Below are 24,465 nucleotides of genomic sequence, written 5' to 3' on the forward strand. Positions count from 1 at the left end.
GATTACATTCGACGGCCGATGAAGACGACCCGCCCGACTATCCTGATCTCGTCTGACGCAACTTCATCAGGCGGGATCGTGGGATTATCGGATAGAAGCGCAATGCGCCCTGACGGTCTCATGCGAAGCCTTTTAATCATCGCGGCATCGCCCATAAGCAGAGCCCACAGCACATCCTGCTCACGAAAGCTGTTCTGCGTTTTATCGATGAGGACGATGTCGCCATCAAGCATCGTCGGCATCATCGAGTCACCTCGACCGCGTGCGAAGACGAGGTGCTCAGGCGGTGCGTCCGTGAGAGCCGACAGCCAGGCGCGAGGAAACCTTCGACGAGTGGTCTCTACCGATAGATGGTCGGTGTAGGTTTCGCCCAAACCGAAAGCCAAATCGATCTCGTCGATTGTGACGAGATCCAGCATGTCAGCGATCACATCCTCGGTAGGGAGCAACATGGCTCCCTCATTCGGATCGTCTACCTGCCCGGCAAGATAGGCCGGCGTCGTTTGCAGTTCCTGTGCAATGCGCCCGATGTGTCGCGAACCTGACGACACCCCCGATACGAGCTTGCCGATCGATTGCTGGGACACGCCAACTCGTCGTGCGAGCTCAGACTGCGAAACACCGTGTTGACGCATCAGGAAGGCTAGGCGTTCGATTTTTATCACGGGCCATTCCTACAACCTAAGATGTAACAGCATACGTACTATTTAGCGTTGACTATCTTACAACGGAGGTTGTAGGAGGGTGTATGCACACGAAAGCGACACCCTTTGAAGCGCTACAAGCGGCGGTTGCTCGGGCAGGCTCGCAGTCAGCATTGGCCCGCGTCTGCGGTGTTTCGCAAACCGCTGTTTGGAAATGGATTCAGCGCAGCAAACGGCTTCCCGCAGAGTTGTGCCTCGTGGTCGAGCGGGAAACCGGCGTTTCAAAACATTCGCTCCGTCCTGATATCTATCCGCTGAAACCTACGCCCAATGTCGTACCGGATCCTACACGCAATATCGCGTGCGATCGCACCGGCATTTCGCACCGGATTGCTCAAGCATGACCACCGTTCGCTCGCCCCGCACTTTCGCGAACGCCATGACACGCGTCGCGGCTTCGCTCTCTTTTGAGACGTGCCGGAAGATCGTCCACCGGTCCAACCGGACGGTGCGCTACTGGTCGGAAGAACGCTCAAAAAAGCGACCTACGATCGAGCAGGCGTTGCAGTTCGACATCGCCTACCGGCTGTCCGGTGGCGAGGGTGCCCCGTTTCTGGACACCTACATGCACAAGCTCGACGTTGCCGTGGAGGCTGCGATCGCCTGCCGCGATGCGCTTGCCGGGGACTTCGCGACCTTCGCGCGTGAGTCCGGCGAAGCCATCGCCGCCGGGTTTGCCGTAACGCTTTCGAACGCCTCCGAGCGCGACATCATCCGTGCCGTCGTCGAGGTCGAGGAGGCCGAGAGCGCGCTGGCCGCGATCCGCCGTCGGCTCGCCAGCATTGCAAGGCTCGTCGCGGGATCGAACACAGCGCCAGTCCGGGGAACACAATGACGATCTTGAAACCTACCAAGCACCGGATCCCCGGCATTGCCTGCCCGCATTGCAGCGGGCCGGCGGGGATCCGCAACAGCGCGGCGTTGACCACGATGGTGCGGCATATCCGCTATCGCTGCGAGAACGACACCTGCGGGCACGTGTTCGTTGCCGAGCTGCAGGTCATCCGCACGATCGTGCCGAGCGCCTGCCCGAACCCGGACATCCGCCTCCCTTTTTCCAACCCGAACATTTGCGGGAGCCGACCGACGCCGGCGAATGACGACAACCGCACCCCGGCCAACGACGACATTGTGACGTCGCCCGCCGCGATTACGCCAGCCCCCGGCTGATCGCGCGCGGCAGCGCCGCACGCCACCTCCCACACCGTCTCCCACCGACCGACCGCCCCGCCGGAAGCCTGCGCTTCCGGTGACGCCAAAGCCTTGCCTGAAAGGATCGAGCCATGTTTCACGTCAATTCGTCGACCCATAGCTGCGTGCCGCTTGCCGCCGCGCAGGTCGCCCCACTCACGCCCGCCGCATATCTCCGCCTCCGCCGGGCCGCGGCGGGCGTATCGGTTTCGGACGCCGCTAGGCGGATCGCACCGAACAACCAGGCTGACGCCGCCAGGCTGATCCGGCAGCTGGAAACCGACGGCACTGCGGCTCGCTATGTCGAGACGATCCACGGTCTGCGCGACGCCTACCCGCTCGACGTCGACGTGTACCTGCAGCTGCGCGATGCGCCTGCCGATGCGCGTCCGCGGATCTGTGTCGGTTGCGGTTGCAGCCACTGGGATCCGTGCGGCTTGCCTGACGATGCCGGCAGCTGTGCCTGGACGAACGAAACGACCTGCACACGCTGCAGCGGCGAGGCCTTTCCGATCACGGTGTACCAGTGAGCGTCGTCGCCATCGCGTCGGGTACGCGCCAGGTCGAGCGTCGCATGCGTCGTCGCCGTGCTGCCAAACTCACGCTGTTGATCGCGTTCGCCTTCGTCTGGATTCCCGTCGCGATCGTCATGGTCATCGCGGGCATGCCGGATCGCCGCGCATGATCGTGCCGCACCTCATTTACGGCGCCGGCATCGGTTTGCTTGTCGGTGGCGGCGCGACGGCGCTCGGCGTCATCACCGCCAGCCTGGTCCCGCAATGGCCCCGCATCGTCCGGCTCGCGCTCGGCAATGTCGAACCCATGCAGCGGGTGTCGGACGCCATTCCACACCTCGCGACTGATGGCGGCCCCCGTCAGCCAAGCCAGACAGGGCATCCGCCAATGTCTCCGCGCTCCCTTTGCTCCCTCCACACCTCACAAAAAGGTTCGATCGCATGACCCAGACCACCGCAGACCGGAACGAAGGCATGGGCGGCGGTCGCGTCGCGGCCGACGAGCTGCGCCTCCTGATCGAACGTGCCGAGCGCCTCGAGGAAGAGAAGAAGGGGATCAGCGACGACATCAAGGACGTAATGGCCGAGGCGAAAGGTCGCGGTTACGACCCCAAGGCGATCCGCAAGATCCTGTCGATCCGCAAGAAGAAGCGGGAGGAGTATCAGGAAGAGGAGGCGATCCTCGAGGTCTATCTCCAGGCGCTGGGGATGCTGTGATGGCCGCCCCAGCCGCCGCCCTGACGCTCCGCTCGCGATTAGTCCTTGTCATCGCTGCCAGCATCTTCGCGTGGATGCTGACACTGGCGGCAGCAGCTGCCGCGGTGCTGTCATGATCCGCCAGCTGACCAAAGCCGAGCGGGGGAGTGTCCGGCACCATGCCCGCCGTCAGTGGCGTACAATCCTGGTGCCGTTCGCGATAATTCTCGTGCAGGGCTTCGGCCGCTCGGTCGTCTGTATGCGCCGACTTGAAACTCGGTGGAGCGATCGGCAACGCCGCCGCCTCTGGCGCCTTCCTGCCGCGCAACGCGCCAGGCGTGCAATGGCGTCGAACAAGCCAATTGACGGGGCGGACGCATGAGCGCGCGAGCGATGATCAAACAGGCTGATCTTACCCGTGTGCTTCGCGCAGCTGAGAAAGTTGGCATTCCCGTGCGCGTCGAGATCGAACCCGGCCGGATCATCGTCACGACCGGGGCAGGGGTCGTCCCCGCCGGTGCGAACAGCCTGGACGAGATGTTCGCGTGAAGCGGCGCTGGCTTCCGAAGCACGTCAGCACGTTCCGCGACCGGCATGGCAAGGCCCATTACCGGTATCGCCGGACGGGCTTCGTCACCTATTATTTTAAGAACGAGCCGGGGACCGACGCGTTTCTGGCCGAGCTGCGCGCGTGCAACGAAGGCGTCAGCGCGCCTGCGATCAAGGCCGGCGCCAACCGCGCCATCGTCGGCACGTTCGACGATCTGCTGTCCCGCTACTACCGCTCGCCCGACTTCCTCGATCCGGGCGAGCGTACGCGCGTCGTCTATCGCGGAACGCTTGAGCGCTGGCGCTCGCGGACCCGCAAGGGGCGGCGATACGGCGAGATCATGGTGCGCGAGCTGCAGCCGCGGCACGTCGAAGCGATGCTCGCCGAACTGTTGCCGCACCGGACGTCGGCGAACATGCTCCGCAAGCGGCTTTCCGCCCTGATGAAGTTCGCCATGCGCATTGGCATGGCCGGGTCGAACCCGGTCATCGTCACGCGGCCCTTCAAGATCAGTGGGGGCGGGTTTCATAGCTGGAGCGAAGAAGAGATCGCGGCCTATGAACGGCGCCACGCGATCGGCACGGTTGCGCGGCTGGCGTTCGATCTGATGATCTGGACCGGCCAGCGCGGCGGTGACGCCCGCAAGATGGGGCCCGCCAGCGTCCGCGACACCCGGCTAGAACTGACGCAGGAAAAGACAAAGGTCTTCGTGTCGCTGCCGATCATGCCCGGCTTGGCGGAATCGATCCTCGCAACACCAACGGTCGGCGCGTTCTTCGTCGTCACCGAGTTCGGCAAACAGTTCTCGGTGAAGGGCTTCGGCAACAAGTTCCGCCAGTGGTGCGACGAGGCTGGCCTGCCGAATTGCTCGGCACACGGGCTGCGCAAGGCCGCCGCGCGCCGCTTCGCCGAGGCCGGCTGCTCGAATCAGGAGATCAAGGCGTGGACCGGTCACACGACCGACAGCGAGGTCGCGCGGTACACAGCCGCAGCCGATCAGCGCACGCTTTCAGACACCGCCGCGGACAAACTTTTGGCTAACCTTGCGGAAAGGTTAGCCAAAGATGCAGCTAAGGCATTGAAATCAGGGGAAAATAAATGAAGTTTGGTGCACCCGACTGGATTCGAACCAGTGGCCTCTGCCTTCGGAGGGCAGCGCTCTATCCAGCTGAGCTACGGGTGCCTGAGGCGTGCGCGTAGCAAAGCCTAGTCGGGTGCGCCAGCCATTTTCTTGGCCGCGCCGATCTTGGCGGCGAGCTTGGGCGGCGGGGTCTTGGGCTTGAACGCGCACAGGTCCGCGACGAGGCAGCGCCAGCATTCGGGGGTGCGCGCCTTGCAGACATAGCGGCCGTGCAGGATCAGCCAGTGATGCGCGTGGAGGCGGAAGGGCTGGGGGGTGGCCGCATCGAGCTTCAGCTCGACCGCGAGCGGGGTCTTGCCGCGCGCGAGGCCGGTGCGGTTGCCGACGCGGAAGATGTGCGTGTCGACCGCGAAGGTCTCTGCGCCGAACGCGACGTTGAGCACGACATTGGCGGTCTTGCGGCCGACGCCGGGCAGCCGTTCGAGCGCGGCGCGGTCGTTCGGGACGACGCCGTCATGCTCGTCGACGAGCATCTGCGACAGCGCGATGACGTTCTTGGCCTTGGTGTTGTACAGGCCGATCGTCTTGATGTGCTCCTTCAGCGCGTCGATCCCGAGCGCGAGCATCGCCTGCGGCGTGTCGGCGATGCGGAAGAGCGCGCGCGTCGCCTTGTTGACGCCGATGTCGGTTGCCTGTGCGGACAAGGCGACCGCGACGACGAGCGTGTAGGGATTGACGAATCCGAGCTCGGTCTCGGGATGCGGATCGGCCTCGGCGAGCCGCGCATAGAAGTCGACGACGTCGGCCTTCTTCACTGGCTCACAGCCCCAGCACGTCGCCCATCCGGTAGCGGCCGGCGGGCTGGTCGGCGAGCCAGAGCGCGGCGCGCACCGCACCCCGGGCGAAGATGCTGCGATCGTCGCCGCGGTGGTTGAGCTCGATCCGCTCGCCTTCGCCCGCGAAGATCACGCTGTGGTCGCCGATCACCGAGCCGCCGCGCAGCGACGCGAATCCGATCGTCCCCTCGCTGCGCGCGCCGACCAGCCCGGCGCGGCTGTCGACGCGCAGCTCGGCGAGCGTCGAATCGCGCCCGCGGGCGGCGGCCTCGCCAAGCAGCAATGCGGTGCCCGAGGGCGCGTCGACCTTGTGGCGGTGATGCATCTCGACGATCTCGACGTCCCAGTCGGGGCCGAGCCGCGCCGCGGCCTCGCGTACCAGGATGCCGAGCAAGGTAACGCCGAGCGAGGTGTTGCCGGTCTGGAGGATCGCGATGTCGGCGGCGGCCGCGTCGATCAGCGACTGGTGCTGCGGGGTCAGGCCGGTCGTGCCGATGACGAGCGCGGTGCCCGCCGCGCGCGCGGCGGCGAGATGCGCCTCGATCGCCGAGGGGGTCGAGAAGTCGACCAGCACGTCGGCGGCGGCGGCGAGCGGGCTGGGGTCGTCGCCGGCATCGACGCCGCCCGCGAGCGTCGCGCCCGCGGTCTCGATCGCGTCGGTAATCGCGCGGCCCATCCGGCCGGCGCTGCCATAGATGCCGATCGCGGTCATGCGGGCCCGGCGGGCGGACGGAGGCGAGGTCGGTGCAATCATGCGCGCGCTTTCGCACGAAGCGGGGGGTCGCGAATAGACCCCAAATCCGCGCGATAGCGTTATCGCGGGACGGGCGGGAGCGACCGTACGAGGTCGAGATCGGCGGGCTTGTCGACATCGACCGCGGCCAGCCCGTACGGCGTCGCGACCGCGGCCGCGACCAGCCCCGCCTTGCGCCCGAGATGCGCGATCGCATCGCTGAGCGTCAGCCGGCCCAGCGCATAGCGCAGCAACAGCCCCGGGCCGAGCCGGCGGACGATCCGCCACGGCCGCTTGCGATCCGCCTCGACCTGCCGCCACAGATCGATCGCGGCGATCGACCTGGGGGTAGCAAAGCGGAACAGGTTGCACCCCGACCATCCGCCATCGGCGAAGCGCAGATAGGTGCGTCGCGTCCCCGGCGCCGCCGCCTCGACCACGTCGCGTCGCGCGAGCAGCACCGCGACATCGGCGTCGGCGGGAATGTCGGCCTGGAACCGCGTGATCCATTCGGGGCGGAGCAGCGCATGATCCGCGGTGGTGACGAGCAGCGGGGTGCCGAGCGCGGCGATCCCGTCGCCGACGCTCAGACTCGGGCCGCTCGCGGCGTCGAGGACCCGCAGCCCCAGCGCGACCGCATGATCGCGCACCGCGTCGTCCGATACCGATACCGCGATCACGCCCGCGCCCGCCTGTCGCAGTGCGTCCGCGACCCGCGCGAGCAAGGTCCGTCCCTCGAGCAGGATCAGCGCCTTGTGCGCGACGCCCGCATAGGCTGCGAGCGGATCGACGCCGCCGCGCGACCCCGCGAGGATCAGCGCGTTGAACGGGGTAGGCACGGCGTCCGTCATGCCGCCTGCCGCGCACGCCAGACGCGCCACAGCACGCCAGGCGCGGCGAGAATCGGATGCCGCTCGGCCCAGGGCGACAGCAACACGGCGATCCCGGTGTGCCGCTCGATCTTCCACGCGCCGTAACGCGCGGCGCCGTCGAAGGTGAAGGCGGCACGCATCAGCCGGGCGATGTTGATCGGCTTGCCCGCGCGTCGCCGCAGCCGCCACGCGCGCAGCACCGCGGCGCGGCGTGCGGCCGGCAGGGCAGGGCGCAGCGCCTCGCCCTCGGCGGTCACGGCGATCCCGTCCGCCGCCCAGGCGAGCGGGAGCAGCCGGTCATAGCGGTCGGGGTCGAAGCCGATGATCTGATCCTCGCGCCCGCCCTTTTCGACGCGGAATTCGGCGGCATAGGTCTGGCGGAACAGCGCCCGCCAATAGTCGCGCGGGGTGCCCGTCTCGGGGCCGAGCGCGGCGGCGAACCGCGCGGCGGAGCGCGCGGCGGCGGCGATCGCCTCGGCGATCCGCGCGGTCGTCGCCTCGTCGCGCGACCACACCAGCGCACAGGGCTGGACGAAGCGCGTCCAGATCGTCGTGTCGAGCGTCCCCGCGTCCGCCGCTTTGGCGAAGGTCGACAGCCGCATCGTCGCGATCTTCGCGCGCAGCGTCTCGCCCGCCTCGTCGAACTCGCGGTAGCTGACGGTCGGCCAGATGCCGCGTTCGGGCGCGCCCGCGGTCAGCACGTAGAAGTCGAGCACGCCCTCGGTCGCGCCGGTCCGCAGGTTCGAGCCGTAGAACAGGATGCCGACCGCGCCGGGCGTCGCCGCAAGCGCCTCGGCGACACGCCGCACCGCAGGGATCACCGGGGTGGCGAGCTGGTCGCGCACCAGCGCGCCGAGCGTCGCGCTCACGGAACGACGAAGCTGATCGGCGCCGCCTGGCGGATCGTCAGCGCGCCGCCCGGATAGACTTCGCCGTCGAGGATGAAGCCCGCCTCCATCGTCACGTCGAGCGCGGGCGTATCGATCCGGTGATAGCCCGCCCGGTCGAGCCATTTGGCGGGCGACCCCGCGACGATCAGCGGCGCGGCGGCGGCGAGCCAGCGCGGCGGCGCATCGACCAGCAGCGTCTTCAGCCCGTCGCGCGCGGGGCCGAACGGCTGGACGCCCAGCGGCATCCGGGTCAGCGTCGAGGCGAGCAGGATGTAGCGATGCGTGTCGGTGTCCGCGACCCGGCCGGCATCGGCGGCGGCATCGTAGCGGACGTGCATCCGGTTGCCCGCGCGCCACATCCCCGATGCGCGCCCGAACAAGGTCTGGACGATCGCCCAGCTCAGCGCGACGCCGACCGCGAACCCCTTGAACGCGCCCGCGCGGTGCGCGCGCTGGGCCAGCCCGGTCGCCTCGACGAACGCGCCCGCGCCGAACAGGAAGCCGCGGAGTTTCTGGCCGGTGCCGGCGCGTTCGACCTCGACCGGGCGACGGACGATGCTCGCGCCGTCGCGCGCCGCGGCGAGCGCCTGGTCGAGCGTCCAGTGATCGGGGATGCCGAGATCGAGTGCGAGCGCGTTGGTCTTGCCCGACGGCACGATCGCGACCCGCGGCATCGCGCCCGTCCACACCGTCGCCGCCGCGGTCAGCACGTCGCGGATCGTGCCGTCGCCGCCGTCGATCACCAAGAGCTCGATCCCGTGCTGCGCAAAATCGGTCAGCACCTCGGCCAGCTCGGCCTGTGTCCGCGGCGTGACTGCCAGCACCGTACCCGACACGAACGGCCGCGTCGCCTCGACGCTGCTGCGGTTGCGGTGGCTCTTGGGGTTGCAGATGATCCCGGTGCGGATCTGCGACGCAGCACTGCGCGCGGTCACGTCCGGTGCCGCGCCGCGTCTGGCCGTTGGAAACGGCACGCCATCAAAGGCCTGGAAATTGGAAACGGCGTCGCTCACACTCTTGGCTACCTGTCGCAGGCTAGTATCGCTACATTTTTATGGCACGTCTGCCCCTGATCGACGCTAGCGCCGATACCGCATCTTCATCCGCACGACCGTCCCCCCGGCCGGCAGCGCCACCCGCGCCGACGCGAAGGAGGGCAGGCCGACCGATGTGGGGGCGTCGTTCGAAAATCCAAACCCCTCCTTGGGCAGGAACAGCGTTCGGTTGAAATCATGGTCGCTGTTCTCGTCATGATATTGCGCGATCGCGTAATAACCGGGCTTCAGCCAGAAACAGGCGTGCGGCTGCGCGGCGGGCACGCGCGCGCGCGCCAGCTTGCCGCCCTTGGACAGGAACCGGCCCTTGTCATCGGGATAGACGGTGAACGCGACTTCGCCGACCGCATTGTGCAGCGTGGTCGCCTCGAGCACGAGCTTGGCCGCGCCGTTGCCGGGCGTGCCGACGCACGTCTCCGCGGCAGCCGCGGACGTCGAGGCGAGCGTTGCACCCGCGGCGAGCGCGAGCAGGAGAGGCAGATTCGTCATGGGGGACCCTTGCAATCGCATAACGGCAATTTGGAGGCCAATGACGTCGGCTCTGTGAACCCGCGCTTTATCGACCGCGGCGGGGCGTGCCGCCCTCAGGGACGGCTGCGCGTCAGATTCGCCGCAGCAAAGCCGAGCAGGATCGCGACCGCGACCGAGCCGATCGCGACGCCCATCGCCACCCCGGACGAACCATAGAGCGGCATCAGCGCGAACGCGCCGATGAACAGCAGGATGACGCCGACGACGCGGATCGCGAACACCGTGCCCGCGCGGTTGACCGCGGTCAGCACGGTGTCGAGGCTGACGGTCGCCAAGTCGAAACACCCCGCCGCCGCGAGCCACAACAGCACCGGATAGGCGCTGCCGAACGACTTGCCGCCGACCAGTTTCAGCATCGGCTCACCGATCAGCGCGACGACCGCGAGGATCGCGAGCGCCGCCGCGCTGCTCGCCAGCATCGTCCGCACCAGGATATAGCGCAGCCGCTCTGGCGCCGCGGTGCGGACCGCGCGGACGATCTCGGGGAAGGCGGCGCGCGACAGGAGCTGCGACAATTTGGCGAGCGCCTGCGCCACCTGTGCCGCGAGCCGGAACGCGCCCGCCGCGGCCGGGCCGATCGACGCGCCGACGAGCAGCAGCGGGATCTGCTTGCTCGACAGGCCGAGCGTCGCGCTGGCATTGGTGCTCAGCGCGAACTTCACCACGCCGGGATTCTCCGCGACCAGCGCGCGCCAGCCGCTGCGCCCGCCCAGCAGCAGTGCGAAGTCGCCGCTGCGCCAGACCATGATCCAGTAGGTCGCCGCGGTGACCAGCTCGGCTGCGGCCCAGGCGATCATGAAGCCGCGGATCGTCGGGTCGAACAGCATCGCCGCGCCCGCGCCGACGAAGCGGATCACCGGCGTCATGCTGTCGGCGAGTGCGGAGAGCGAGAATTTGTCGCGCAGCCGCAGGATGCCGAGCGGGGTCGAGCGGATCGTCAGCAGCTGGATCACCGCGAAGACCAGCGTGTAGTGCATCAGGTCGCGCGGAATGCCGAACGCGTTCGCCCAGATCTGGAGGATGCCGATCGTCAGCAGCGCGCCGAGGATTGCGCTCGACAGGTCGAGCCGCGCCGCCAGCCGGAACAGCCGCGCGAGCCGCGGGCTGTCGCCGTCATGGAGCGGCTGGACGCCGTACTGGACGATGATCTGCCACGTCTGGAAGCCGACGAACGTCGTCAGCGCCTGGACCGCACCGGTGATCAGCGCGAACCGGCCGAAATCGACGACCCCCAATGTCCGCGTCGCAAAGCCGAGATAGAAGAGCGACAGGATCGCCAGCACGCTGCGGCTCGCGAGCAGCCAGCCCAGGTTGCGCGCCGCCGAACGCAGCACGCCACCGAAATCCTTGGTCGTGGGGGAAGGGGCGGGGGCCTGGGTCATGCGCCCTGCGGCCCCTAAAGCGCGCGGTGCGGTGCGGCAAGTCGCGGCTGGCGGGTCGGGGCGTTCGACGCGATCAGGCGAGCCAGCTCGTGATCGCGCCGCCCTTCGCGCGCCGTGCCATCGCCTGGAACAGCCGGACGAGATGGACGACCAGCGAGATCGCGGTCCACGCCGCCACGCCGATGATCCCCCAGTCGGGCCGCGTCACGACCAGCCCCGCGAACAGGATCACCATGTTCGGGTTCCGCCGCGCGGTGATCAGCCGGAACCAGCTGTCGAACCGTTCCCAGACATGGATGTGCATCCCGAACCGGACGATGAACGCCCCCTCGATCAGCCGCTGCGCGACATAGCCGAACAGCATCGTGCCGATCACCGCCCAGAACGTCGCATCGTCGAGTGGCCGGCCATAGGGCGCGCAGCCCGCCGCCCAGGCCCACCACCAGAAGGGCGGATGGACCAGATCGACGCCGTGATCCCACGCATTGCCGAGCTTCGACGCGGTGATCGTGCAGCGCGCGAGCTTCCCGTCGACGGTGTCGAGCACCATGAAGACGAGGCCGGTCGCAAGCCCCGTCCAGAACCAGCCATACCAGAAGGCGATCGTCGCGACGATGCACAGGACCGATCCCATCGCGGTGACCTGGTTCGGCGTGATCCCCGCACGCGCGCAGACCCGGGTGATCGCCAGCGCCCATTCGGGCCAGAGATATTTGGTCAGCAGGTCGGTGACGCCCTTGTACGCGCCGACATAGCTCGCCCGCTCGATCGCGGGGACCGCGGCGGGGACGAGCCGCTCGGCAAACGGCTTTTCGCGCTTGCGCAGCGCCTCGTTGAGGATTCCCTCGTCCGACTCGGCGGCGATGAGCGTCAGCCCGCTGGCGGCGTCGAGCGCTGCGTCCGCGTGCATCGCCGCGGCGACCCGCGCGCGCTCCTCGGCGGTCCGGACATGCGCCAGCACGGGAACGCCCGCGCGCGTCATCACGGTGCCGGGGCGCGTCTTCAGATGCGCGGTCCAGACCGGGTCGAACGCGAACGCCATGTTGGCGAGGATCGCGGCGCCGTCCGCCGCGTCGCTTCCGGCAAAGCCCTGCGCCACGCCGATCCGCCGCAGCCGCTCGTCATTGCGCATCCCCCAGAGCAGGGTCGGATTGTCGCCCAGGGGCACGAGTGCTGGCATGTCTTGCATCCGCTGCCCGATAGCCGATTGCGCGCGGATTGCGAGCCCGGGCTGGATCAGCGCAGCGCGGCGAGCACCGCCTGCGCCGCGCGCGCGGGTGCGCCGCCCGACACGTCGCCGAGCGCGGTCTCGACGAACCGCGTCTGGAAATCCCGATATCCGGGATGCAGCGCGGGCGCTGCGTCGATCGCGGGGATCAGCGCGTCGAGACTGTCGACCACCGCGCCTGCGCCCCACATCGCATAAGAGGGATCGTCCACCCAGTCGGCCCCCAGCGCGTTCAGGAACACGCACGGCCGCGGACTCATCATATATTCGACCACCTGGCTCGACGTGTCGCCCAGATACAGGTCGGCGGCGGCGGTATAGCTGCCATCGACCATCGCGAAGCTGTCGAGATCGGCATGCACGCCCGCGCGGCCGGCGAGCCCGGCGACGAAGCCGCGCAGCTCGGGCGCGCGCTCGACCAGCCGCTGGTGCGGCGCGAAGATCAGGTTGTAGCGGCCGTCGGCGAGAATGCGTTCGACCACCTCGGGGCCACAGCGCCACCAGGACGAGCGATGCGCTTGCCAGTGCGGGGTGTAGAGGATCACCGGCCTTGGATCGGCGAACAGCCGCGCGGCGGGGGTGCGCTGGCGGAACGCGGCCTTCACATAGCCGGTGGTGACGATCCGCTCGGGCGCGTCGCCGCCGTCGATCAGCGCCTGCCGGTCGCGCTCGGCCGCGACCAAGGTGCGCCACCCTGCGCGCCGCCGCCAGTGCCCGCGCGCCATCATCGACCCCGCACCGTGGAACGTATCGATGAACCGCGTCCGCAGCGGCAGCGTCGCGGGCAGCCACAGGCTGGTCTGTTCGGCGCACACCACCACCGGCGTGCGCAACAGATGCGGCAGGAGGCGGAACAGCGTCGGCAGCTTGGGCGGCAGCGGCGGATTGTCGCCCTCGACATGGCCGGGCAGCGCGCGAAACCCCGGCGCGCGCCGGATCGTCACCTGCCCAAGCCCCGTGCTCCAGCGTGCAAGCAGCGTCTCGTGGACCGAGGTACTGACCCACAATTCGATCGGCAGCGTCGGCTCGGCGGCGGCGAGCGCCTCGACGATCGGATAGAGATGCGGGATCAGCAGCGTCTCGCCGAGGAACAGGAACGCGACCTTCCGGCTCATGACGCCTGCCAATGCGCAATGTCCTCGGGCCGGTCGATCTCCTGCCAGCGCGCACCCGCAGGAATCCTCAGCGCGCGGACGCCGGCGCCTTCGGCGACGCGGCGGACGACCGCGTGGTGATAGGCGTGGATCCCCTCGTCCTCGCCGATCACCGCGCGCAGCGCGTCGGCATAGGCGGTGCCGCCGCCCGACAGGATCAGCCCGAGCGACCGGTCGGTCGCCTGATGCCCGACCAGATGCTTGCCGACCGCGATCACCCGCTCGCCCTCCGCCTCGACCAGCATGTCGTCGAGGCCGGGTTCGTGGAGCGGCTCGACCACCAGGGTCACGCCGGGCGCGGGCTCGGCGCGCGCCGCCTGCAGGATCGTGGCGTCGAACAGCGTGTCGCCGTTCATCAGTGCGAACGCGGCGCCCAGATGCGCGCGCGCCGCCCAGACGCTGCCGATGCTGTTGGCAACCGACCAGAAGGGGTTGAAGACCAGCGTCGTCGGCGGGTCGCCGCGCCGCCCGGCCAGATGCGCGGCGATCTGGTCGATACGGTACCCGCCGACGATCACCGCACCATCGAACCCCGCCGCCGCGACCGCGTCGAGCTGCGAATCGAGGATCGCCCGCCCGCCGACCTGCACCAGGCATTTCGGCGTGCTGAGCGTCAGCGGCAGGAGCCGCGATCCGTGGCCCGCGGCAAGGATGATGGCCTTCATGGCACCCGCTTATGCATCAACTGTGGCAGGAAAATGCAGCGCTTCGTCCGTGGATGCGGCACAGAGTCGCGCGCGTCGTCCTGCCTGGTGCTGGACCCCCGCCTGCGCGGGGGAACGGTGGCGGATCCGGTGTGGCAGAAACTGTTCTCCCGCGAAGGCGGGAGCCCAGGGTTACGGGCGATGTCCTGCGTAACCCTGGGGGCACGCCCCTCAGCGCCGCACGATCGCCGCATCGTCGCGCGACCAGCCGCCGCCCATCGCCTGGTAGAGTGTCACATAGGCCGTCAGCCGGTCCGCGCGTGCCTGGACCAGCGACAGCTCCGCGGTCAGCAACCCGCGCTGCGCGTCGAGCTGGTCGATATAGGCCGAATAGCCCGCGCGGTAGCGGTTCGACGCGTTGCGCAGCGCGCCCGCGAGCGCATCGCGCTGTGCCGCGAACGCATTGGCCTGTTCGCCCGAGCGGCGGACGCCCGCAAGGCTGTCGTCGACCTCGCGGAACGCCTGGAGCGCGGTGCGGCGATAGGCGAACGCCGCCTGGTCGCGGCGCGCGGTCGCGGCATCGGCCTGCGCCCCCAGCCGCCCGCCGTCGAAGATCGGGCTGAGCACGCTCGCACCGATCGAGAACACCGCGATCGGATCGGCGAGCGCACTCGACAGCACGACGCCCGCCGAGCCGGTGAGCGCGAGATTGGGCAGCATCGCCGCGCGCGCGCTGTCCAGCGAGCGGTCGGTCGCGACCAGGGTCTGCTCCGCCTGATACAGGTCTGGCCGGCGGCGCAGCAGGTCGGCGGGCAGCCCGTCGGGGATCGCGGGCGCGGCGAGCCGGTCGAGCGGCAGGCCGCGCGGGATCGGCCCGGGGACATCGCCGAGCAGCAGGCTGAGCGCGTTTTCCTGGCGGCTGATCGACAGTTCGGCGGCGGGGACGAGCTGTTCGGTGGCGTGATATTCCGCCTCGGCCTGGCGCAGTTCGAGGTTCGAGGTGTAGCCGGTCTCGGCGCGGCGGCGGGCGATGCGCAGCCCCTCGGCGCGCGCATCGAGCGTCTGGCGCGCGACCGCGAGCCGCTGGTCGAGCGCACGCAACGTGATGTAGCCGGTCGCGACGCTGCTTGCGATCGCGAGGCGGACAGTGTCGCGCGACGCTTCGCTCGCGAGCAACTGCGCCTGCGCCGCGCGGCTCGCCTGGCGCAGGCGGCCGAACAGGTCGAGATCATAGCTGATGCTGACCGCGGGCTGCGCGCCGATCGCATCGATCGGCGTGCCGAGCGCGCCGACCGTCTGCCCGGTGGTGCCGGGCGCCGACCCGTTGACCAGCGGCGTCTGCTGCGCCCGTGCCAGCCGTGCTGCGGCGCGCGCCTCGTCGATCCGCGCGGCGGCCGCCCCCAGATCGGGGCTGTTGGCAAGCGCCCGAGCGACGAGGCTCGTCAGCGCGGGATCACCAAACGCGCTCCACCAGTCCGCCCGGATCGGCGTACCCGGCCCCAGCGCGGTCCGCCACGCCGGCGGCGGCGCAACCGCGGTCGCGGCAGGCGCCTCGGGGCGGGGGCCGATACACGCGGTGGCGAGCAGCGCGAGGGGGAGGGCGGCGGCGGTCCGCCATGCGTGTTTGCGCCGCCACGTCCGCACGCCGCCCCACGCTCGCACTGCTGGCCAACACCCCGGCACGCCGCGCCGCACCCGCACTGTTAGCCACCACCCCGGCGAGGGCCGGGGCCCAGTTGGGAAGGTCGCAGTAACGGCGGACAGCGCTACGTCATCGCCGTCCCCCAACTGGGCCCCGGCCTTCGCCGGGGTGGAAGTTTTTGTGTGGCTTACCGTCCCTGCCAAAATGTTTCCCCGCGAAGGCGGCGATCCAGGCTGGGCTGGAGAACAGGGGCCGAGGGGGTTGGGCGACATCACCGCGGCCCCGGCCCGCCGGCGGTATCGACCCGCGCCTGCACCGACATCCCCGGCCGCAACCGCGCGCTCAGCGGCTGGCCCGGATCGACGCGGATGCGCACCGCGATCCGCTGCGGCACCTTGGTGAAGTTGCCGGTCGCATTGTCCGCCTTCCGCACCGCGAATTCGGACCCCGCCGCGGGCGAGATCCGTTCGACGCGCCCGGTCAGCCGTTCGTTCGCGAGCCCGTCGACGGTGAACGACGCGGGCTGGCCGACCGCCATGCGCGCGGTCTGCGCTTCCTTGAAGTTCGCGATGACCCAGGTTTCGGGCGGCACCAGGAACATCAGCTGCGACCCCGCGGTCACATATTGGCCGAGCCGGACGCCGACCTCGCTCAGCCGCCCCGTCTCGGGCGCGCGGATCACCGTGTTGGCAAGGTCGATCCGCGCGAGCTGGCGCGCGGCCTCCGCGCCCGAGACGCCCGCCTCCTGGCCGCCGCGCCCGACCTCGACGGTGCGGATGTCCTGCCGGGCGATCTCGCGCGCGGCCTTGGCCTGCTGGACCTGCGCCTCCGCCTGGCGGAGCGCGGCGAGCGTCTGGTCGCGTTCGCGCAGACTGACCGAGCCGTCGGTGACGAGGTCGTTGACGCGCGCCATGTCCGCCTGCGCGCGCATCAGCTGCGCCGCGGCATTGGCGACCGCGGCGTCCTGCGCGGCGAGGCTCGCCTGGCGGCTGCGCGCGGTCTGGAGGCTGTTCGACAGCGTCGCCGCCTGCGCGTCGACCTGCGCCTGCGCCTGGTCGATCCGCTGGCGGTAGATGCGGTCGTCGATCTTCACCAGCGGATCGCCCGCCTTCACATCGGCGAAGTCGCGGACGAGCACCTGCGTCACATAACCGCTGACCTGCGGGCTGATCACCGTGGTGCGGCCGCGGACATAGGCATTGTCGGTCGACTGGTAGCTGGTCGCGAACGGCGGCAGCCGCCACGCCGCGAGCACCGCGCAGACGCCCGCGATCACGAGCAGGACGATGACGCCGATGACGCGCGGGCTCGGCGGCTGCGGCCGCCAGCCCGAGCCGACCGGGGTGGCGGGCGTCGCGGCGGGCGCAGGCGCAGGCGCGGCCGTAGGGGCGGCAGCCGTCTCCGCCTGTTTCTCCTCCGTCGCGGGTCCTTCTGCCACCGGGCTGCGGGCGTCGGTCATGTCGTCCTCTCAAGTCGCGCACGGCGTTCGCGTCGTTGGCGTCGCACCATCAGGAAGACGAGATACCCGAACGTCCCTCCGGCGAGAATCGCGACCAAGCGGAAGACGTCGGCATAGGCAAGCACGTTTGCTTCGCGCGTCGTGGTCTGCGACAAAATCGCCGCGCCTTCCGCGCTGCGCAGCGTCGGGTCGACGATCACCCGGCCGACCGCGGCGCCGCCCGCGGCGATGCGCTGCGCGACGATCGGGTCGGTCGGCGAGATCTGCTGGACGAGCGCCGCGCTGTTCGCCTTCTCGCGGACCACCTGATAGCTGCCGAGCAACGCGGTCCCACCGAGCCCGCCGAGCGAATTGATGATCCCGAACAGCGCGATGAAGCTGATGATGTGCCCCGCACCCTCCTTCAGCGCGCGCGTCATCCCGAACAGCAATGCCGGCCCCAGGAAGAAGGTCGCGGAGAAACCGATGATCGCCTGCGTCACGTACATCTGCGGCGCGCGCGTCAGGCTGGTCGCATAGGAATCGAACCACGCCGCCACCGCGACCAGCCCGATCGCGAGCATGATCGGATGGCCGAGCCGCTCGACGTCGAGGGTCACCGCGCTCGCGATCACGCCCGCGACCGACGCGACGAAGATGATCAGGAAGAACGGGATGAGCTGGTCGTTGTTCTGCCCCAGCACGGTCAGCAACCCGACCGCGGCATAGGTCTGTTCGGACAGCACGATCCGCGCCATCACGATGACGACGGTGAAGCGCAATATGTCCGCGCTGCCGAGCCAGCGGGTGTTGAGCAGCGGGTTGACGCGGTGATGCTCGACGACGATCGCGGCGGCGAACATCGGGATCGCGACGATCAGCGCCCAGCCGATCCACGGCGCATTGGTCCACCACAGGATCCGCCCCAGCCCGAGCACCGCGGCGAACAGCGCGGTCGACCCCGCGAACAGCACGAAGGTGAGGAAGTCGAGCGGCTCGAACGCCTTGCTCCGCGTCGTCGGCGGCAGCCGCAGCGCGGCGACCGCGGCGAGCGACAGCAAAGCGAGGCCCAGCTCGAACAAATACAGCGTCCGCCACTGCGACATGGCGAGCAGATCGGGCGAGAACAGCCGCGCGAGCGGCGTCGCGCATTGCGGGATGCCGATGCCGAGCACCACCGCCTTCAGCCGCCATTTCGCGGGCAGCGACTGCATCACATAATAGAGGCACAGGCTGCTGAGCGCGGCGCCCGCCATCCCGCTGATCGCGCGCACCGCGATCGCGGTGGCAAAGCCGTGGACGAACAGATGCGCGAGCGTCACCAGCACGTAGAGCGTGAGGAAGATCAGCGCGAAGGGCCTGAGCCCGAACTGCGCGCGAAACTTGATCATCAGCAGGTTGATGCTGACGTTCGTCATGACATAGACCGTCGGCAGCCACGCGATCTCGGCGGGATCGAGGCCGAGCGCGCCCTGCAACGTATAGGTGTTCGCACTGATCAGCGCATTGCCGAACCCGACCGTCAGCCCGAGCAAAATGCCGATCAGCGCATAGGCGATCTGGCGATGCCGCGGATGCGCGGGCGAACCCGGCGAGCCGGGAAGGACGGGCAGTTCGTGCGGTGCGAACGTCCAGTCTTCCTCGCTCAGGAAGCGTCTGATTCTCCGGGCGATCATGGTCGCTGTCTTGTGGCATGATCACGGAGGCGCGTCATCCGGGAAGACGGGGCGCGGCAAGCGACGCGGGTCAGAAAAGCACACCACCCCGGCGAAGGCCGGGGCCCAGTTGGGGGACGGCGGTAACGACGGGCCGCCCTCCATTACTGCGACCTTTCCAACTGGGCCCCGGCCTCCGCCGGGGAGGTGCGCATATCCAACGCGCGCCCCCCCATGCTGCACCGCAGCGGAACATCCCCGCACCCGCACCGTTGCGCTGTCATGCGCATATTCAGATCGCTCCACATACCACCCGAATGGGTCTGGCTGGAAAGCGTCGCCGTGGTCTCCGCGGCGGTGCTCTTCGCGCTGGTCGCGCACTGGCTGACGATGCGGATCGCCGGCCATGCGCAGCGGCGGTCGACTGCCAAGACCGACGGACTCGTCCTCGCGCGCGTCCGCCGGCCGCTGCGCGCGGTGTTCGTCGCGGTCAGCGTCGCGTTCGTCGCGCGGATCCTGCCGATGGACGACGATATCGAGGAATTGTGGAAGCAGCTGCTCGGCTTCCTCGTCCCCGCTTTGCTCGGCTGGCTCGCGGTCGCCGCCCTGCGCGCATTCCAGGACGTGATCGAGATCCGCTCGGACATCACCGTCGAGGACAATCTGCGCGCGCGGCGCAAGCGGACGCGCGCGGCGATCCTCGGCCGGATCGGCACCTTCTTCATCATCTTCATCAGCGTCTGCCTGATGCTGCTGAGCGTCCCCGGCATCCGTTCGATCGGCGTCACGCTGATGGCCTCGGCGGGCATCGCCGGCCTCGTCGTCGGTGCCGCCGCCCAGCCCGCGCTCAAGAACCTGATCGCCGGCGTGCAGATGGCGTTCACCGAACCGATCCGGCTCGACGACGTGCTGATCGTCGACGGCGAATGGGGCCGCGTCGAACAGATCAACCTGACCTTCGTCGTCATCAAGATCTGGGATGAGCGCCGCCTCGTCGTGCCGGTGTCGAAGTTCCTCGAACAGAGCTTCCAGAACTGGACGCGCGAGACCAGCCAGCTGATGGGCTCGGTCTTCTGGTATGTCGATCCGTCGACCGATGTGCCCCGCCTGCGCGAGAAGCTCGCCGAGGTGGTGAAGGCCAATCCGCGCTGGGACGGGCGGTTCTTCAACCTCCAGGTCACCGACATGAAGGCGGACGCGGTCGAACTTCGCGCGCTGATGACCGCCAAGAACGCCTCGGTCGCGTTCGACCTGCGCTGCGACGTCCGCGAGGCGATGCTGGCGTTTATCACAGCGGAAATGCCCGAGGCGATGCCCCGCGGCCGTCTGCTGATGGCCCCGGACCCCGTGCGCGGCACCGCGTCGTAACGCTGGCGCGGCTTACGGCATCCGTTTCGTCAGGATGACGGGTTCTGAGGAGAGCCCGTCACCGCTCGGCGCCATCCCAACTCAAGCCGTCATCCCCGCTCAAGCCATCATCCCCGCGGAGGCGGGGATCCATATTGGCTGGCCGTGAAGGGGACTCGCAGGGGTAGCCAGTCCGGATCCCCGCCTGCGCGGGGATGACGACGTTCGTTACGCCTCGACATGCTCCGGCGCATCCTCGAGCGCCGTGATGAACAGTTCGCACCACCACATCACGTCCTCCTTGCGGACGTTGTCGATCAGCTTCTCCCAGCGCGCCTTGCGCTCCGCCAGCGGCATCTTCAGCGCGCGGGCGATCGCGTCGGACATCTCCTCCGGGCTGTACGGGTTGACCAGCACCGCATCCGACAGCTGCGCCGCCGCGCCAGCGAACTGCGACAGGATCAGCACGCCGGGATCCTCGGGATCCTGCGCCGCGACATATTCCTTCGCGACCAGATTCATCCCGTCGCGAAGCGGCGTCACCAGCCCGACCCGCGCCGCGCGGTAGATCCCCGCCAGCACGTCGCGTGGGAAGCCCTGGTTGACGTAGCGGATCGGCGTCCAGTCGATGTCCGAGAATTCGCCGTTGATCCGCCCCGACATCGAATCGAGGTTCGCGCGGATCTCCTGATAGGTGTCGACCTTCTCGCGGGAGGGCGGCGCGATCTGGAGCATGTAGACCAGCCCGCGGTGATCGGGGTGCGACGCCAGGAACCGCTCATAGCCCGAGAAGCGCTCGGCCAGGCCCTTCGAATAATCGAGCCGGTCGACCCCGACGATCAGGCTGCGCCCGGTCGCCGACATGTACATGCGCTCCTTCGCGTGGCGCGCGGTGTCGCTGCTCGCGGACTTCTCGAAATCGGCGGTCTCGATCCCGATCGGCGTCGTGATCGCCTTGATCGTCCGGTCGCCGACCGTCACCCAGCCATCCTCGCCGACCACGCCGTCGAGCTGGCTGGTGACGTAATGCAGAAAGCTGTCGAGCCAGTCCTGCGTCTGGAACCCGACCACGTCGTAGGCGAACATCGATTCGACCAGCGCGCGGTGGCTCGGCAGCGACAGCAGCATCGCCATCGGCGGCCAGGGGATATGGAGGAAGAAGCCGATCTTGTTGTCGACCCCCAGCTTGCGCAGTTCGCGCCCCAGCGGCACGTGATGATAATCATGCACCCAGACGAGATCGTCGGGCTCGATCAGCGGCAGCACCGTCTCGGCAAAGCGCTTGTTCACGCGCGCATAGCCGCTGGAGAAATCGCGTTCGAACTCGGTCAGGTCGATCCGGTAATGGAACAGCGGCCACAAGGTCCGGTTCGCATAGCCGTTATAATATTCGTCGAAATCCTGTTCTTCGAGGTCGATCGTCGCGGTGGTGACGCCCTTGCCCTGCTGGAAGTTGATATGCCCGGTAAAGGTCTCGGTGGTCGCACCCGACCAGCCGAACCAGACCCCGCCCTTTTCGCGCAACGCCGCGAGCAGCGCGACCGCGAGGCCACCCTGGTTGCCCGACGGCGCGTCGACCGATTGCACGCGATTCGAAATGACGACCAGGCGACTCATCGTACGGCGCTCCAGGGTTTGCTGAGGAGGACGGCGCAGTTGATCAGCCCCACCAGTGAATAGGTTTGCGGATAATTGCCCCACAGCTCGCCGGTGTTGGGGTCGATATCCTCGGACAGCAGCCCCGCGGGCGTACGCCGCGCGACCATCTCGGCGAACAGCGCGCACGCATCCGCGGTGCGGCCGGTCGCGTGCAGCGCCTCGATCAGCCAGAAGGTGCAGACGTTAAACGCGGTGTGCGGCAGGCCGAAATCATCCTCGGTCGCATAGCGCAGCATGTGGCTGCCGCGGCGCAGACCCTCTTCGACCGCCTTCAGCGTCGACTGGAAACGCGGATCGTCGGGCGCGAAGAAACGCAGGTCGAGCAGCTGGATCAGGCTCGCGTCGAGATCGTCGCCGCCGAACGTCGCGGAGATACGCTGAGTCTCCTCGCGCCACGCCGATGTCTCGATCGTCTTGCGGATCGTGTCCGCGCGCGCATTCCAGAACGTCCGGCGATCCTCGAGCCCGAGCACGCCCGCCGCATTGGCGAGCCGGTCGCACGCCGCCCAGCACATCGCCGCGGAATAGGTGTGGACATGCGCCTTGGTGCGCAACTCCCACAGCCCCGCATCGGGCTTGTCATAGGTTTCCCAGGCGCGGTCGCCGACGAGTTCGAGGCTCTTGAAATCCTCGTGGCTCGACATGCGGAACAGTCGCTGGTCGAAGAAAGCCTGGACGTCGGACAGGATGATCTGGCCGTAGGCGTCGTGCTGGATCTGCTCGTATGCCTGGTTGCCGACGCGGACCGGACCCATGCCGCGGTAACCCGGCAGCGCGGGCGCGACGCGCTCGACCAGCGTCGCCTCGCCGCCGACGCCGTAGAGCGGCTGGACATGCCCGCCCTTGGACGCATCGACGATGTTGCGCAGATATTCGAGATACCCCTCGAGCACGTCGAGCGCACCAAGCCGGTTGAGCGCCTGCACCGTGTAATAGGCGTCTCGGATCCAGCAATAGCGGTAATCCCAGTTGCGCTCCGACCCCGCATGCTCGGGGATCGAGGTGGTGAGCGCGGCGACGATCGCGCCGGTCTCCTCGTGCTGGCACAGCTTCAGCGTGATCGCCGCGCGGATGACGACGTCCTGCCATTCGACCGGGGTCGCCAGGCCACGCACCCAGTGGCGCCATTCGTCCTTGGTCCGCGTCAGCATCGCCTCGGCCGCCTCGTGCAGCACGCCGGCAAAACTCTCGTCGGGCCCCAGGAACAGGTGCATCGGCCTTTCGAGCCGGAACCAGCGCTCGCCGACGATATGCCCGACCGGCGCATCGGTGGTCAGCCGCAGCGTCTGGTCGTCCATCAGGAAGCGGATATGGTTCGACCCCTGCGTATGCGTGGTCGGCTGGCCCCAGTTGGTCGCGACGCGCAGGCGGATGCGGATCCGCGGGCTGCCCGCGACGGGCTTGACGATCCGCACGAAGCTGGTCGGGCGATAGGTCCGCCCCTCGCGCACGAAGCGCGGACAGAAATCGGTGACCTCGACCGCGTTGCCCGCCTCGTCCTCGTGCCGGGTGACCAGGATCGGGGTGTTGCGGATATAGGCCTGCGTCGTCTTCGCGCTGCCCTCGAGCTCGATCGCCCAGAGCCCCGTCTCGGGGGCGTCACCACCGAGCAGCGCGCAAAAGGCGGGGTCGCCGTCGACTCGCGGCACGCAGCCCCAGACGAACGTGCCGGTCCTGTCGATCAGCGCGGACACTTGGCAATTGCCGATCGGCCACAGGTTCATGTCGGGGGTCGGGCCGGACGGGGTCAGGCTGCTGGCGGACTGGGTAGCGGTCATCATGATTCCAATATGGCGGCAATCCAGCCGCGAAGGGCCGCGACATCGTCGAGGCGGTAGGTGGCGGCGGTAGGGCGTTCGGGGCCGATCAGGATCCCCGCACCGCCCAGCGCATGTGCGGCGACGAAACCATCCTCGTCGGTGACGTCGTCGCCGAAGAAGAACGGGCGGCTGCCGACCAGCGCCGGCGCGGCGATCAGGTCGCGCAGCGCCGCGCCCTTGTCGCCGGGGGTGCGCAGCTCGACCATCATCTTGCCGCGCTGGAGCGTCAGGCCGTGCGTGCGGGCGAGCTCTTCGGCGAGGCTTACCGCATCCGCCTCGAACGCCGGCGCCATCCGGTAATGCAGCCCGGCCCCGAGCGATTTCGCCTCATAGACCAGCGCGTTCGCCTCGGCATAGACGCGCAGCGCCTCCGCGGCGGTTTCGAGCGAGGCGGGGCGTTCGGCGGCGACATGGCCATCCTCGGGCGTGCGGCGTTCCGCGCCGTGACTGCCCGCGACCGCGAACCGGCGGGCATGTTGCCCGAGCATCGCGTCGAGCTGCGCGATCGACCGCCCGCTGATGATCGCGACGCGCGCCGGAAAGCGCAGGGCGAGCCGGTCGAGCTGGTCGAGCAGACCTTGGTCGACGACCACCGCATCGGGGGTCGGGGCCAGATCTACCAGGGTGCCGTCAAAATCGAAGAACAGGCTGGCGTCGTCGCGGACGTGCGGCGGGGGTGCGAGGACTTCAGTCGCAGGCTGGCGTTCGGCAAGCATGGTCGTCTAACCCCCGGCTGTGACGCTCCGTTCCGCTGCAGTGCAAAATTGGAACGGGTGCGGTTCGATTGCCGTCATAGCAGGGGTTGGGGTTCGGGGCGATGCTTCGGGGCCTTCACCAACCCC

At 68.7% G+C, this 24,465-nt stretch carries 27 protein-coding genes and 1 tRNA gene; 10 read left to right on the forward strand and 18 right to left on the reverse strand.

The genetic code is table 11. From position 1 onward, the window contains the following. Nucleotides 1-2 precede the first annotated feature (2 nt). Nucleotides 3-665, reverse strand: a complete 663-nt coding sequence (locus tag IFT54_RS04395) for a S24 family peptidase (RefSeq protein ID WP_192069754.1) — start codon at nucleotides 663-665, stop codon at nucleotides 3-5. Between the two features lie 83 nt (nucleotides 666-748). Between IFT54_RS04395 and IFT54_RS04400 the strand changes: the two genes are divergently transcribed. From IFT54_RS04400 to IFT54_RS20880, 9 genes are all read left to right on the forward strand, one after another. Then, entirely contained in the window at nucleotides 749-1,048 is a 300-nt protein-coding gene (locus IFT54_RS04400) for a transcriptional regulator (protein ID WP_192069755.1), read from the forward strand. Beyond that, the gene (locus tag IFT54_RS04405; protein ID WP_192069756.1) at nucleotides 1,045-1,539 is read left to right on the forward strand and encodes a hypothetical protein; all 495 of its coding nucleotides are present in this window, start codon (nucleotides 1,045-1,047) and stop codon (nucleotides 1,537-1,539) included. The genes IFT54_RS04400 and IFT54_RS04405 overlap by 4 nt, the downstream gene beginning before the upstream one ends. Continuing rightward, nucleotides 1,536-1,874 carry an ogr/Delta-like zinc finger family protein gene (locus IFT54_RS04410; protein ID WP_192069757.1) on the forward strand — a complete coding sequence of 113 codons (339 nt, stop codon included), beginning with the start codon at nucleotides 1,536-1,538 and terminating at the stop codon, nucleotides 1,872-1,874. Before IFT54_RS04405 ends, IFT54_RS04410 begins: the two co-directional genes overlap by 4 nt. A 113-nt stretch (nucleotides 1,875-1,987) precedes the next feature. After that, complete coding sequence (locus tag IFT54_RS04415) at nucleotides 1,988-2,425, forward strand: hypothetical protein (RefSeq protein WP_192069758.1); 438 nt, start codon at nucleotides 1,988-1,990, stop codon at nucleotides 2,423-2,425. Then, nucleotides 2,422-2,580 carry a hypothetical protein gene (locus IFT54_RS04420; RefSeq protein WP_192069759.1) on the forward strand — a complete coding sequence of 53 codons (159 nt, stop codon included), beginning with the start codon at nucleotides 2,422-2,424 and terminating at the stop codon, nucleotides 2,578-2,580. Before IFT54_RS04415 ends, IFT54_RS04420 begins: the two co-directional genes overlap by 4 nt. Continuing rightward, on the forward strand, nucleotides 2,577-2,855 hold the full coding sequence (locus tag IFT54_RS04425) for a hypothetical protein (protein WP_192069760.1): 279 nt from the start codon (nucleotides 2,577-2,579) through the stop codon (nucleotides 2,853-2,855). Before IFT54_RS04420 ends, IFT54_RS04425 begins: the two co-directional genes overlap by 4 nt. A gap of 29 nt (nucleotides 2,856-2,884) precedes the next feature. Next, nucleotides 2,885-3,127 (forward strand): DUF2312 domain-containing protein, encoded by a 243-nt coding sequence (locus IFT54_RS04430; protein WP_197984591.1) that lies wholly within the window; start codon nucleotides 2,885-2,887, stop codon nucleotides 3,125-3,127. A 372-nt stretch (nucleotides 3,128-3,499) separates the two neighbouring features. Continuing rightward, the gene (locus IFT54_RS04435; protein ID WP_192069762.1) at nucleotides 3,500-3,655 is read left to right on the forward strand and encodes a hypothetical protein; all 156 of its coding nucleotides are present in this window, start codon (nucleotides 3,500-3,502) and stop codon (nucleotides 3,653-3,655) included. Then, the gene (locus IFT54_RS20880) at nucleotides 3,652-4,758 is read left to right on the forward strand and encodes a tyrosine-type recombinase/integrase (protein ID WP_192069763.1); all 1,107 of its coding nucleotides are present in this window, start codon (nucleotides 3,652-3,654) and stop codon (nucleotides 4,756-4,758) included. Before IFT54_RS04435 ends, IFT54_RS20880 begins: the two co-directional genes overlap by 4 nt. A 4-nt stretch (nucleotides 4,759-4,762) precedes the next feature. Here the strand turns inward: IFT54_RS20880 and IFT54_RS04445 are convergent. The 14 genes from IFT54_RS04445 to IFT54_RS04510 all read right to left on the reverse strand — a co-directional run bounded on the left by IFT54_RS04445 (nucleotide 4,763) and on the right by IFT54_RS04510 (nucleotide 18,818). Further along, nucleotides 4,763-4,839: transfer RNA gene (locus IFT54_RS04445), tRNA-Arg, on the reverse strand. A gap of 23 nt (nucleotides 4,840-4,862) precedes the next feature. After that, nucleotides 4,863-5,552 carry an endonuclease III gene (gene nth, locus IFT54_RS04450; RefSeq protein WP_192069764.1) on the reverse strand — a complete coding sequence of 230 codons (690 nt, stop codon included), beginning with the start codon at nucleotides 5,550-5,552 and terminating at the stop codon, nucleotides 4,863-4,865. Between the two features lie 4 nt (nucleotides 5,553-5,556). Then, a complete protein-coding gene (gene dapB, locus IFT54_RS04455; protein WP_056405144.1) occupies nucleotides 5,557-6,285 on the reverse strand; it encodes a 4-hydroxy-tetrahydrodipicolinate reductase in 729 nt (242 codons plus the stop codon). Nucleotides 6,286-6,386: 101 nt separating this feature from the next. Beyond that, nucleotides 6,387-7,157 carry a nucleotidyltransferase family protein gene (locus IFT54_RS04460; protein WP_192069765.1) on the reverse strand — a complete coding sequence of 257 codons (771 nt, stop codon included), beginning with the start codon at nucleotides 7,155-7,157 and terminating at the stop codon, nucleotides 6,387-6,389. Further along, a complete protein-coding gene (locus IFT54_RS04465) occupies nucleotides 7,154-8,047 on the reverse strand; it encodes a hypothetical protein (RefSeq protein WP_192069766.1) in 894 nt (297 codons plus the stop codon). The genes IFT54_RS04460 and IFT54_RS04465 overlap by 4 nt, the downstream gene beginning before the upstream one ends. After that, the gene (locus IFT54_RS04470) at nucleotides 8,044-9,081 is read right to left on the reverse strand and encodes a diacylglycerol kinase family protein (protein WP_192069767.1); all 1,038 of its coding nucleotides are present in this window, start codon (nucleotides 9,079-9,081) and stop codon (nucleotides 8,044-8,046) included. The genes IFT54_RS04465 and IFT54_RS04470 overlap by 4 nt, the downstream gene beginning before the upstream one ends. A 66-nt stretch (nucleotides 9,082-9,147) precedes the next feature. Next, nucleotides 9,148-9,612, reverse strand: a complete 465-nt coding sequence (locus tag IFT54_RS04475; RefSeq protein ID WP_042467124.1) for a DUF2141 domain-containing protein — start codon at nucleotides 9,610-9,612, stop codon at nucleotides 9,148-9,150. A gap of 95 nt (nucleotides 9,613-9,707) precedes the next feature. Further along, nucleotides 9,708-11,036 carry a lipopolysaccharide biosynthesis protein gene (locus IFT54_RS04480; protein WP_042467122.1) on the reverse strand — a complete coding sequence of 443 codons (1,329 nt, stop codon included), beginning with the start codon at nucleotides 11,034-11,036 and terminating at the stop codon, nucleotides 9,708-9,710. Nucleotides 11,037-11,109: 73 nt separating this feature from the next. Then, nucleotides 11,110-12,225 (reverse strand): CDP-alcohol phosphatidyltransferase family protein, encoded by a 1,116-nt coding sequence (locus tag IFT54_RS04485; protein ID WP_192069768.1) that lies wholly within the window; start codon nucleotides 12,223-12,225, stop codon nucleotides 11,110-11,112. Nucleotides 12,226-12,272: 47 nt separating this feature from the next. Beyond that, complete coding sequence (locus IFT54_RS04490; RefSeq protein ID WP_192069769.1) at nucleotides 12,273-13,379, reverse strand: hypothetical protein; 1,107 nt, start codon at nucleotides 13,377-13,379, stop codon at nucleotides 12,273-12,275. Beyond that, on the reverse strand, nucleotides 13,376-14,083 hold the full coding sequence (locus tag IFT54_RS04495; RefSeq protein WP_192069770.1) for a phosphocholine cytidylyltransferase family protein: 708 nt from the start codon (nucleotides 14,081-14,083) through the stop codon (nucleotides 13,376-13,378). Before IFT54_RS04495 ends, IFT54_RS04490 begins: the two co-directional genes overlap by 4 nt. Nucleotides 14,084-14,293: 210 nt before the next feature. Then, nucleotides 14,294-15,706, reverse strand: coding sequence for an efflux transporter outer membrane subunit (locus IFT54_RS04500; RefSeq protein WP_446740658.1), 1,413 nt, complete (start codon nucleotides 15,704-15,706; stop codon nucleotides 14,294-14,296). Between the two features lie 269 nt (nucleotides 15,707-15,975). Continuing rightward, nucleotides 15,976-17,163, reverse strand: coding sequence for an HlyD family secretion protein (locus tag IFT54_RS04505; protein ID WP_192069771.1), 1,188 nt, complete (start codon nucleotides 17,161-17,163; stop codon nucleotides 15,976-15,978). Beyond that, on the reverse strand, nucleotides 17,160-18,818 hold the full coding sequence (locus tag IFT54_RS04510) for an MFS transporter (protein ID WP_031440138.1): 1,659 nt from the start codon (nucleotides 18,816-18,818) through the stop codon (nucleotides 17,160-17,162). The genes IFT54_RS04505 and IFT54_RS04510 overlap by 4 nt, the downstream gene beginning before the upstream one ends. Nucleotides 18,819-19,079: 261 nt before the next feature. Here IFT54_RS04510 and IFT54_RS04515 point away from each other — a divergent pair, with 261 nt between their 5' ends. Further along, on the forward strand, nucleotides 19,080-20,165 hold the full coding sequence (locus tag IFT54_RS04515) for a mechanosensitive ion channel family protein (protein WP_192069772.1): 1,086 nt from the start codon (nucleotides 19,080-19,082) through the stop codon (nucleotides 20,163-20,165). A gap of 207 nt (nucleotides 20,166-20,372) precedes the next feature. Here IFT54_RS04515 and IFT54_RS04520 read toward each other — a convergent pair whose 3' ends face one another. The 3 genes from IFT54_RS04520 to otsB are packed head-to-tail and all read right to left on the reverse strand — an operon-like array spanning nucleotide 20,373 to nucleotide 24,339. Beyond that, a complete protein-coding gene (locus IFT54_RS04520; protein ID WP_192069773.1) occupies nucleotides 20,373-21,761 on the reverse strand; it encodes an alpha,alpha-trehalose-phosphate synthase (UDP-forming) in 1,389 nt (462 codons plus the stop codon). Further along, a complete protein-coding gene (locus IFT54_RS04525) occupies nucleotides 21,758-23,584 on the reverse strand; it encodes a glycoside hydrolase family 15 protein (RefSeq protein ID WP_244648607.1) in 1,827 nt (608 codons plus the stop codon). The genes IFT54_RS04520 and IFT54_RS04525 overlap by 4 nt, the downstream gene beginning before the upstream one ends. Continuing rightward, complete coding sequence (gene otsB, locus IFT54_RS04530; protein ID WP_192069774.1) at nucleotides 23,581-24,339, reverse strand: trehalose-phosphatase; 759 nt, start codon at nucleotides 24,337-24,339, stop codon at nucleotides 23,581-23,583. The genes IFT54_RS04525 and otsB overlap by 4 nt, the downstream gene beginning before the upstream one ends. Nucleotides 24,340-24,465 lie beyond the last annotated feature (126 nt).

This window comes from Sphingomonas sp. CFBP 13714 (assembly GCF_014842205.1).
Classification (GTDB): Bacteria; Pseudomonadota; Alphaproteobacteria; order Sphingomonadales; family Sphingomonadaceae; genus Sphingomonas; species Sphingomonas aerolata.

Coding starts and splice junctions, on each gene's coding strand:
- IFT54_RS04400 (WP_192069755.1), top strand. CDS start 749: ATGCACACGAAAGCGACACCCTTTGAAGCGCTACAAGCGGCGGTTGCT.
- IFT54_RS04405 (WP_192069756.1), top strand. CDS start 1,045: ATGACCACCGTTCGCTCGCCCCGCACTTTCGCGAACGCCATGACACGC.
- IFT54_RS04410 (WP_192069757.1), top strand. CDS start 1,536: ATGACGATCTTGAAACCTACCAAGCACCGGATCCCCGGCATTGCCTGC.
- IFT54_RS04415 (WP_192069758.1), top strand. CDS start 1,988: ATGTTTCACGTCAATTCGTCGACCCATAGCTGCGTGCCGCTTGCCGCC.
- IFT54_RS04425 (WP_192069760.1), top strand. CDS start 2,577: ATGATCGTGCCGCACCTCATTTACGGCGCCGGCATCGGTTTGCTTGTC.
- IFT54_RS04430 (WP_197984591.1), top strand. CDS start 2,885: ATGGGCGGCGGTCGCGTCGCGGCCGACGAGCTGCGCCTCCTGATCGAA.
- IFT54_RS04435 (WP_192069762.1), top strand. CDS start 3,500: ATGATCAAACAGGCTGATCTTACCCGTGTGCTTCGCGCAGCTGAGAAA.
- dapB (WP_056405144.1), bottom strand. CDS start 6,285: ATGACCGCGATCGGCATCTATGGCAGCGCCGGCCGGATGGGCCGCGCG.
- IFT54_RS04460 (WP_192069765.1), bottom strand. CDS start 7,157: ATGACGGACGCCGTGCCTACCCCGTTCAACGCGCTGATCCTCGCGGGG.
- IFT54_RS04475 (WP_042467124.1), bottom strand. CDS start 9,612: ATGACGAATCTGCCTCTCCTGCTCGCGCTCGCCGCGGGTGCAACGCTC.
- IFT54_RS04480 (WP_042467122.1), bottom strand. CDS start 11,036: ATGACCCAGGCCCCCGCCCCTTCCCCCACGACCAAGGATTTCGGTGGC.
- IFT54_RS04485 (WP_192069768.1), bottom strand. CDS start 12,225: ATGCAAGACATGCCAGCACTCGTGCCCCTGGGCGACAATCCGACCCTG.
- IFT54_RS04490 (WP_192069769.1), bottom strand. CDS start 13,379: ATGAGCCGGAAGGTCGCGTTCCTGTTCCTCGGCGAGACGCTGCTGATC.
- IFT54_RS04495 (WP_192069770.1), bottom strand. CDS start 14,083: ATGAAGGCCATCATCCTTGCCGCGGGCCACGGATCGCGGCTCCTGCCG.
- IFT54_RS04505 (WP_192069771.1), bottom strand. CDS start 17,163: ATGACCGACGCCCGCAGCCCGGTGGCAGAAGGACCCGCGACGGAGGAG.
- IFT54_RS04510 (WP_031440138.1), bottom strand. CDS start 18,818: ATGATCGCCCGGAGAATCAGACGCTTCCTGAGCGAGGAAGACTGGACG.
- IFT54_RS04515 (WP_192069772.1), top strand. CDS start 19,080: ATGCGCATATTCAGATCGCTCCACATACCACCCGAATGGGTCTGGCTG.
- IFT54_RS04520 (WP_192069773.1), bottom strand. CDS start 21,761: ATGAGTCGCCTGGTCGTCATTTCGAATCGCGTGCAATCGGTCGACGCG.
- IFT54_RS04525 (WP_244648607.1), bottom strand. CDS start 23,584: ATGATGACCGCTACCCAGTCCGCCAGCAGCCTGACCCCGTCCGGCCCG.
- otsB (WP_192069774.1), bottom strand. CDS start 24,339: ATGCTTGCCGAACGCCAGCCTGCGACTGAAGTCCTCGCACCCCCGCCG.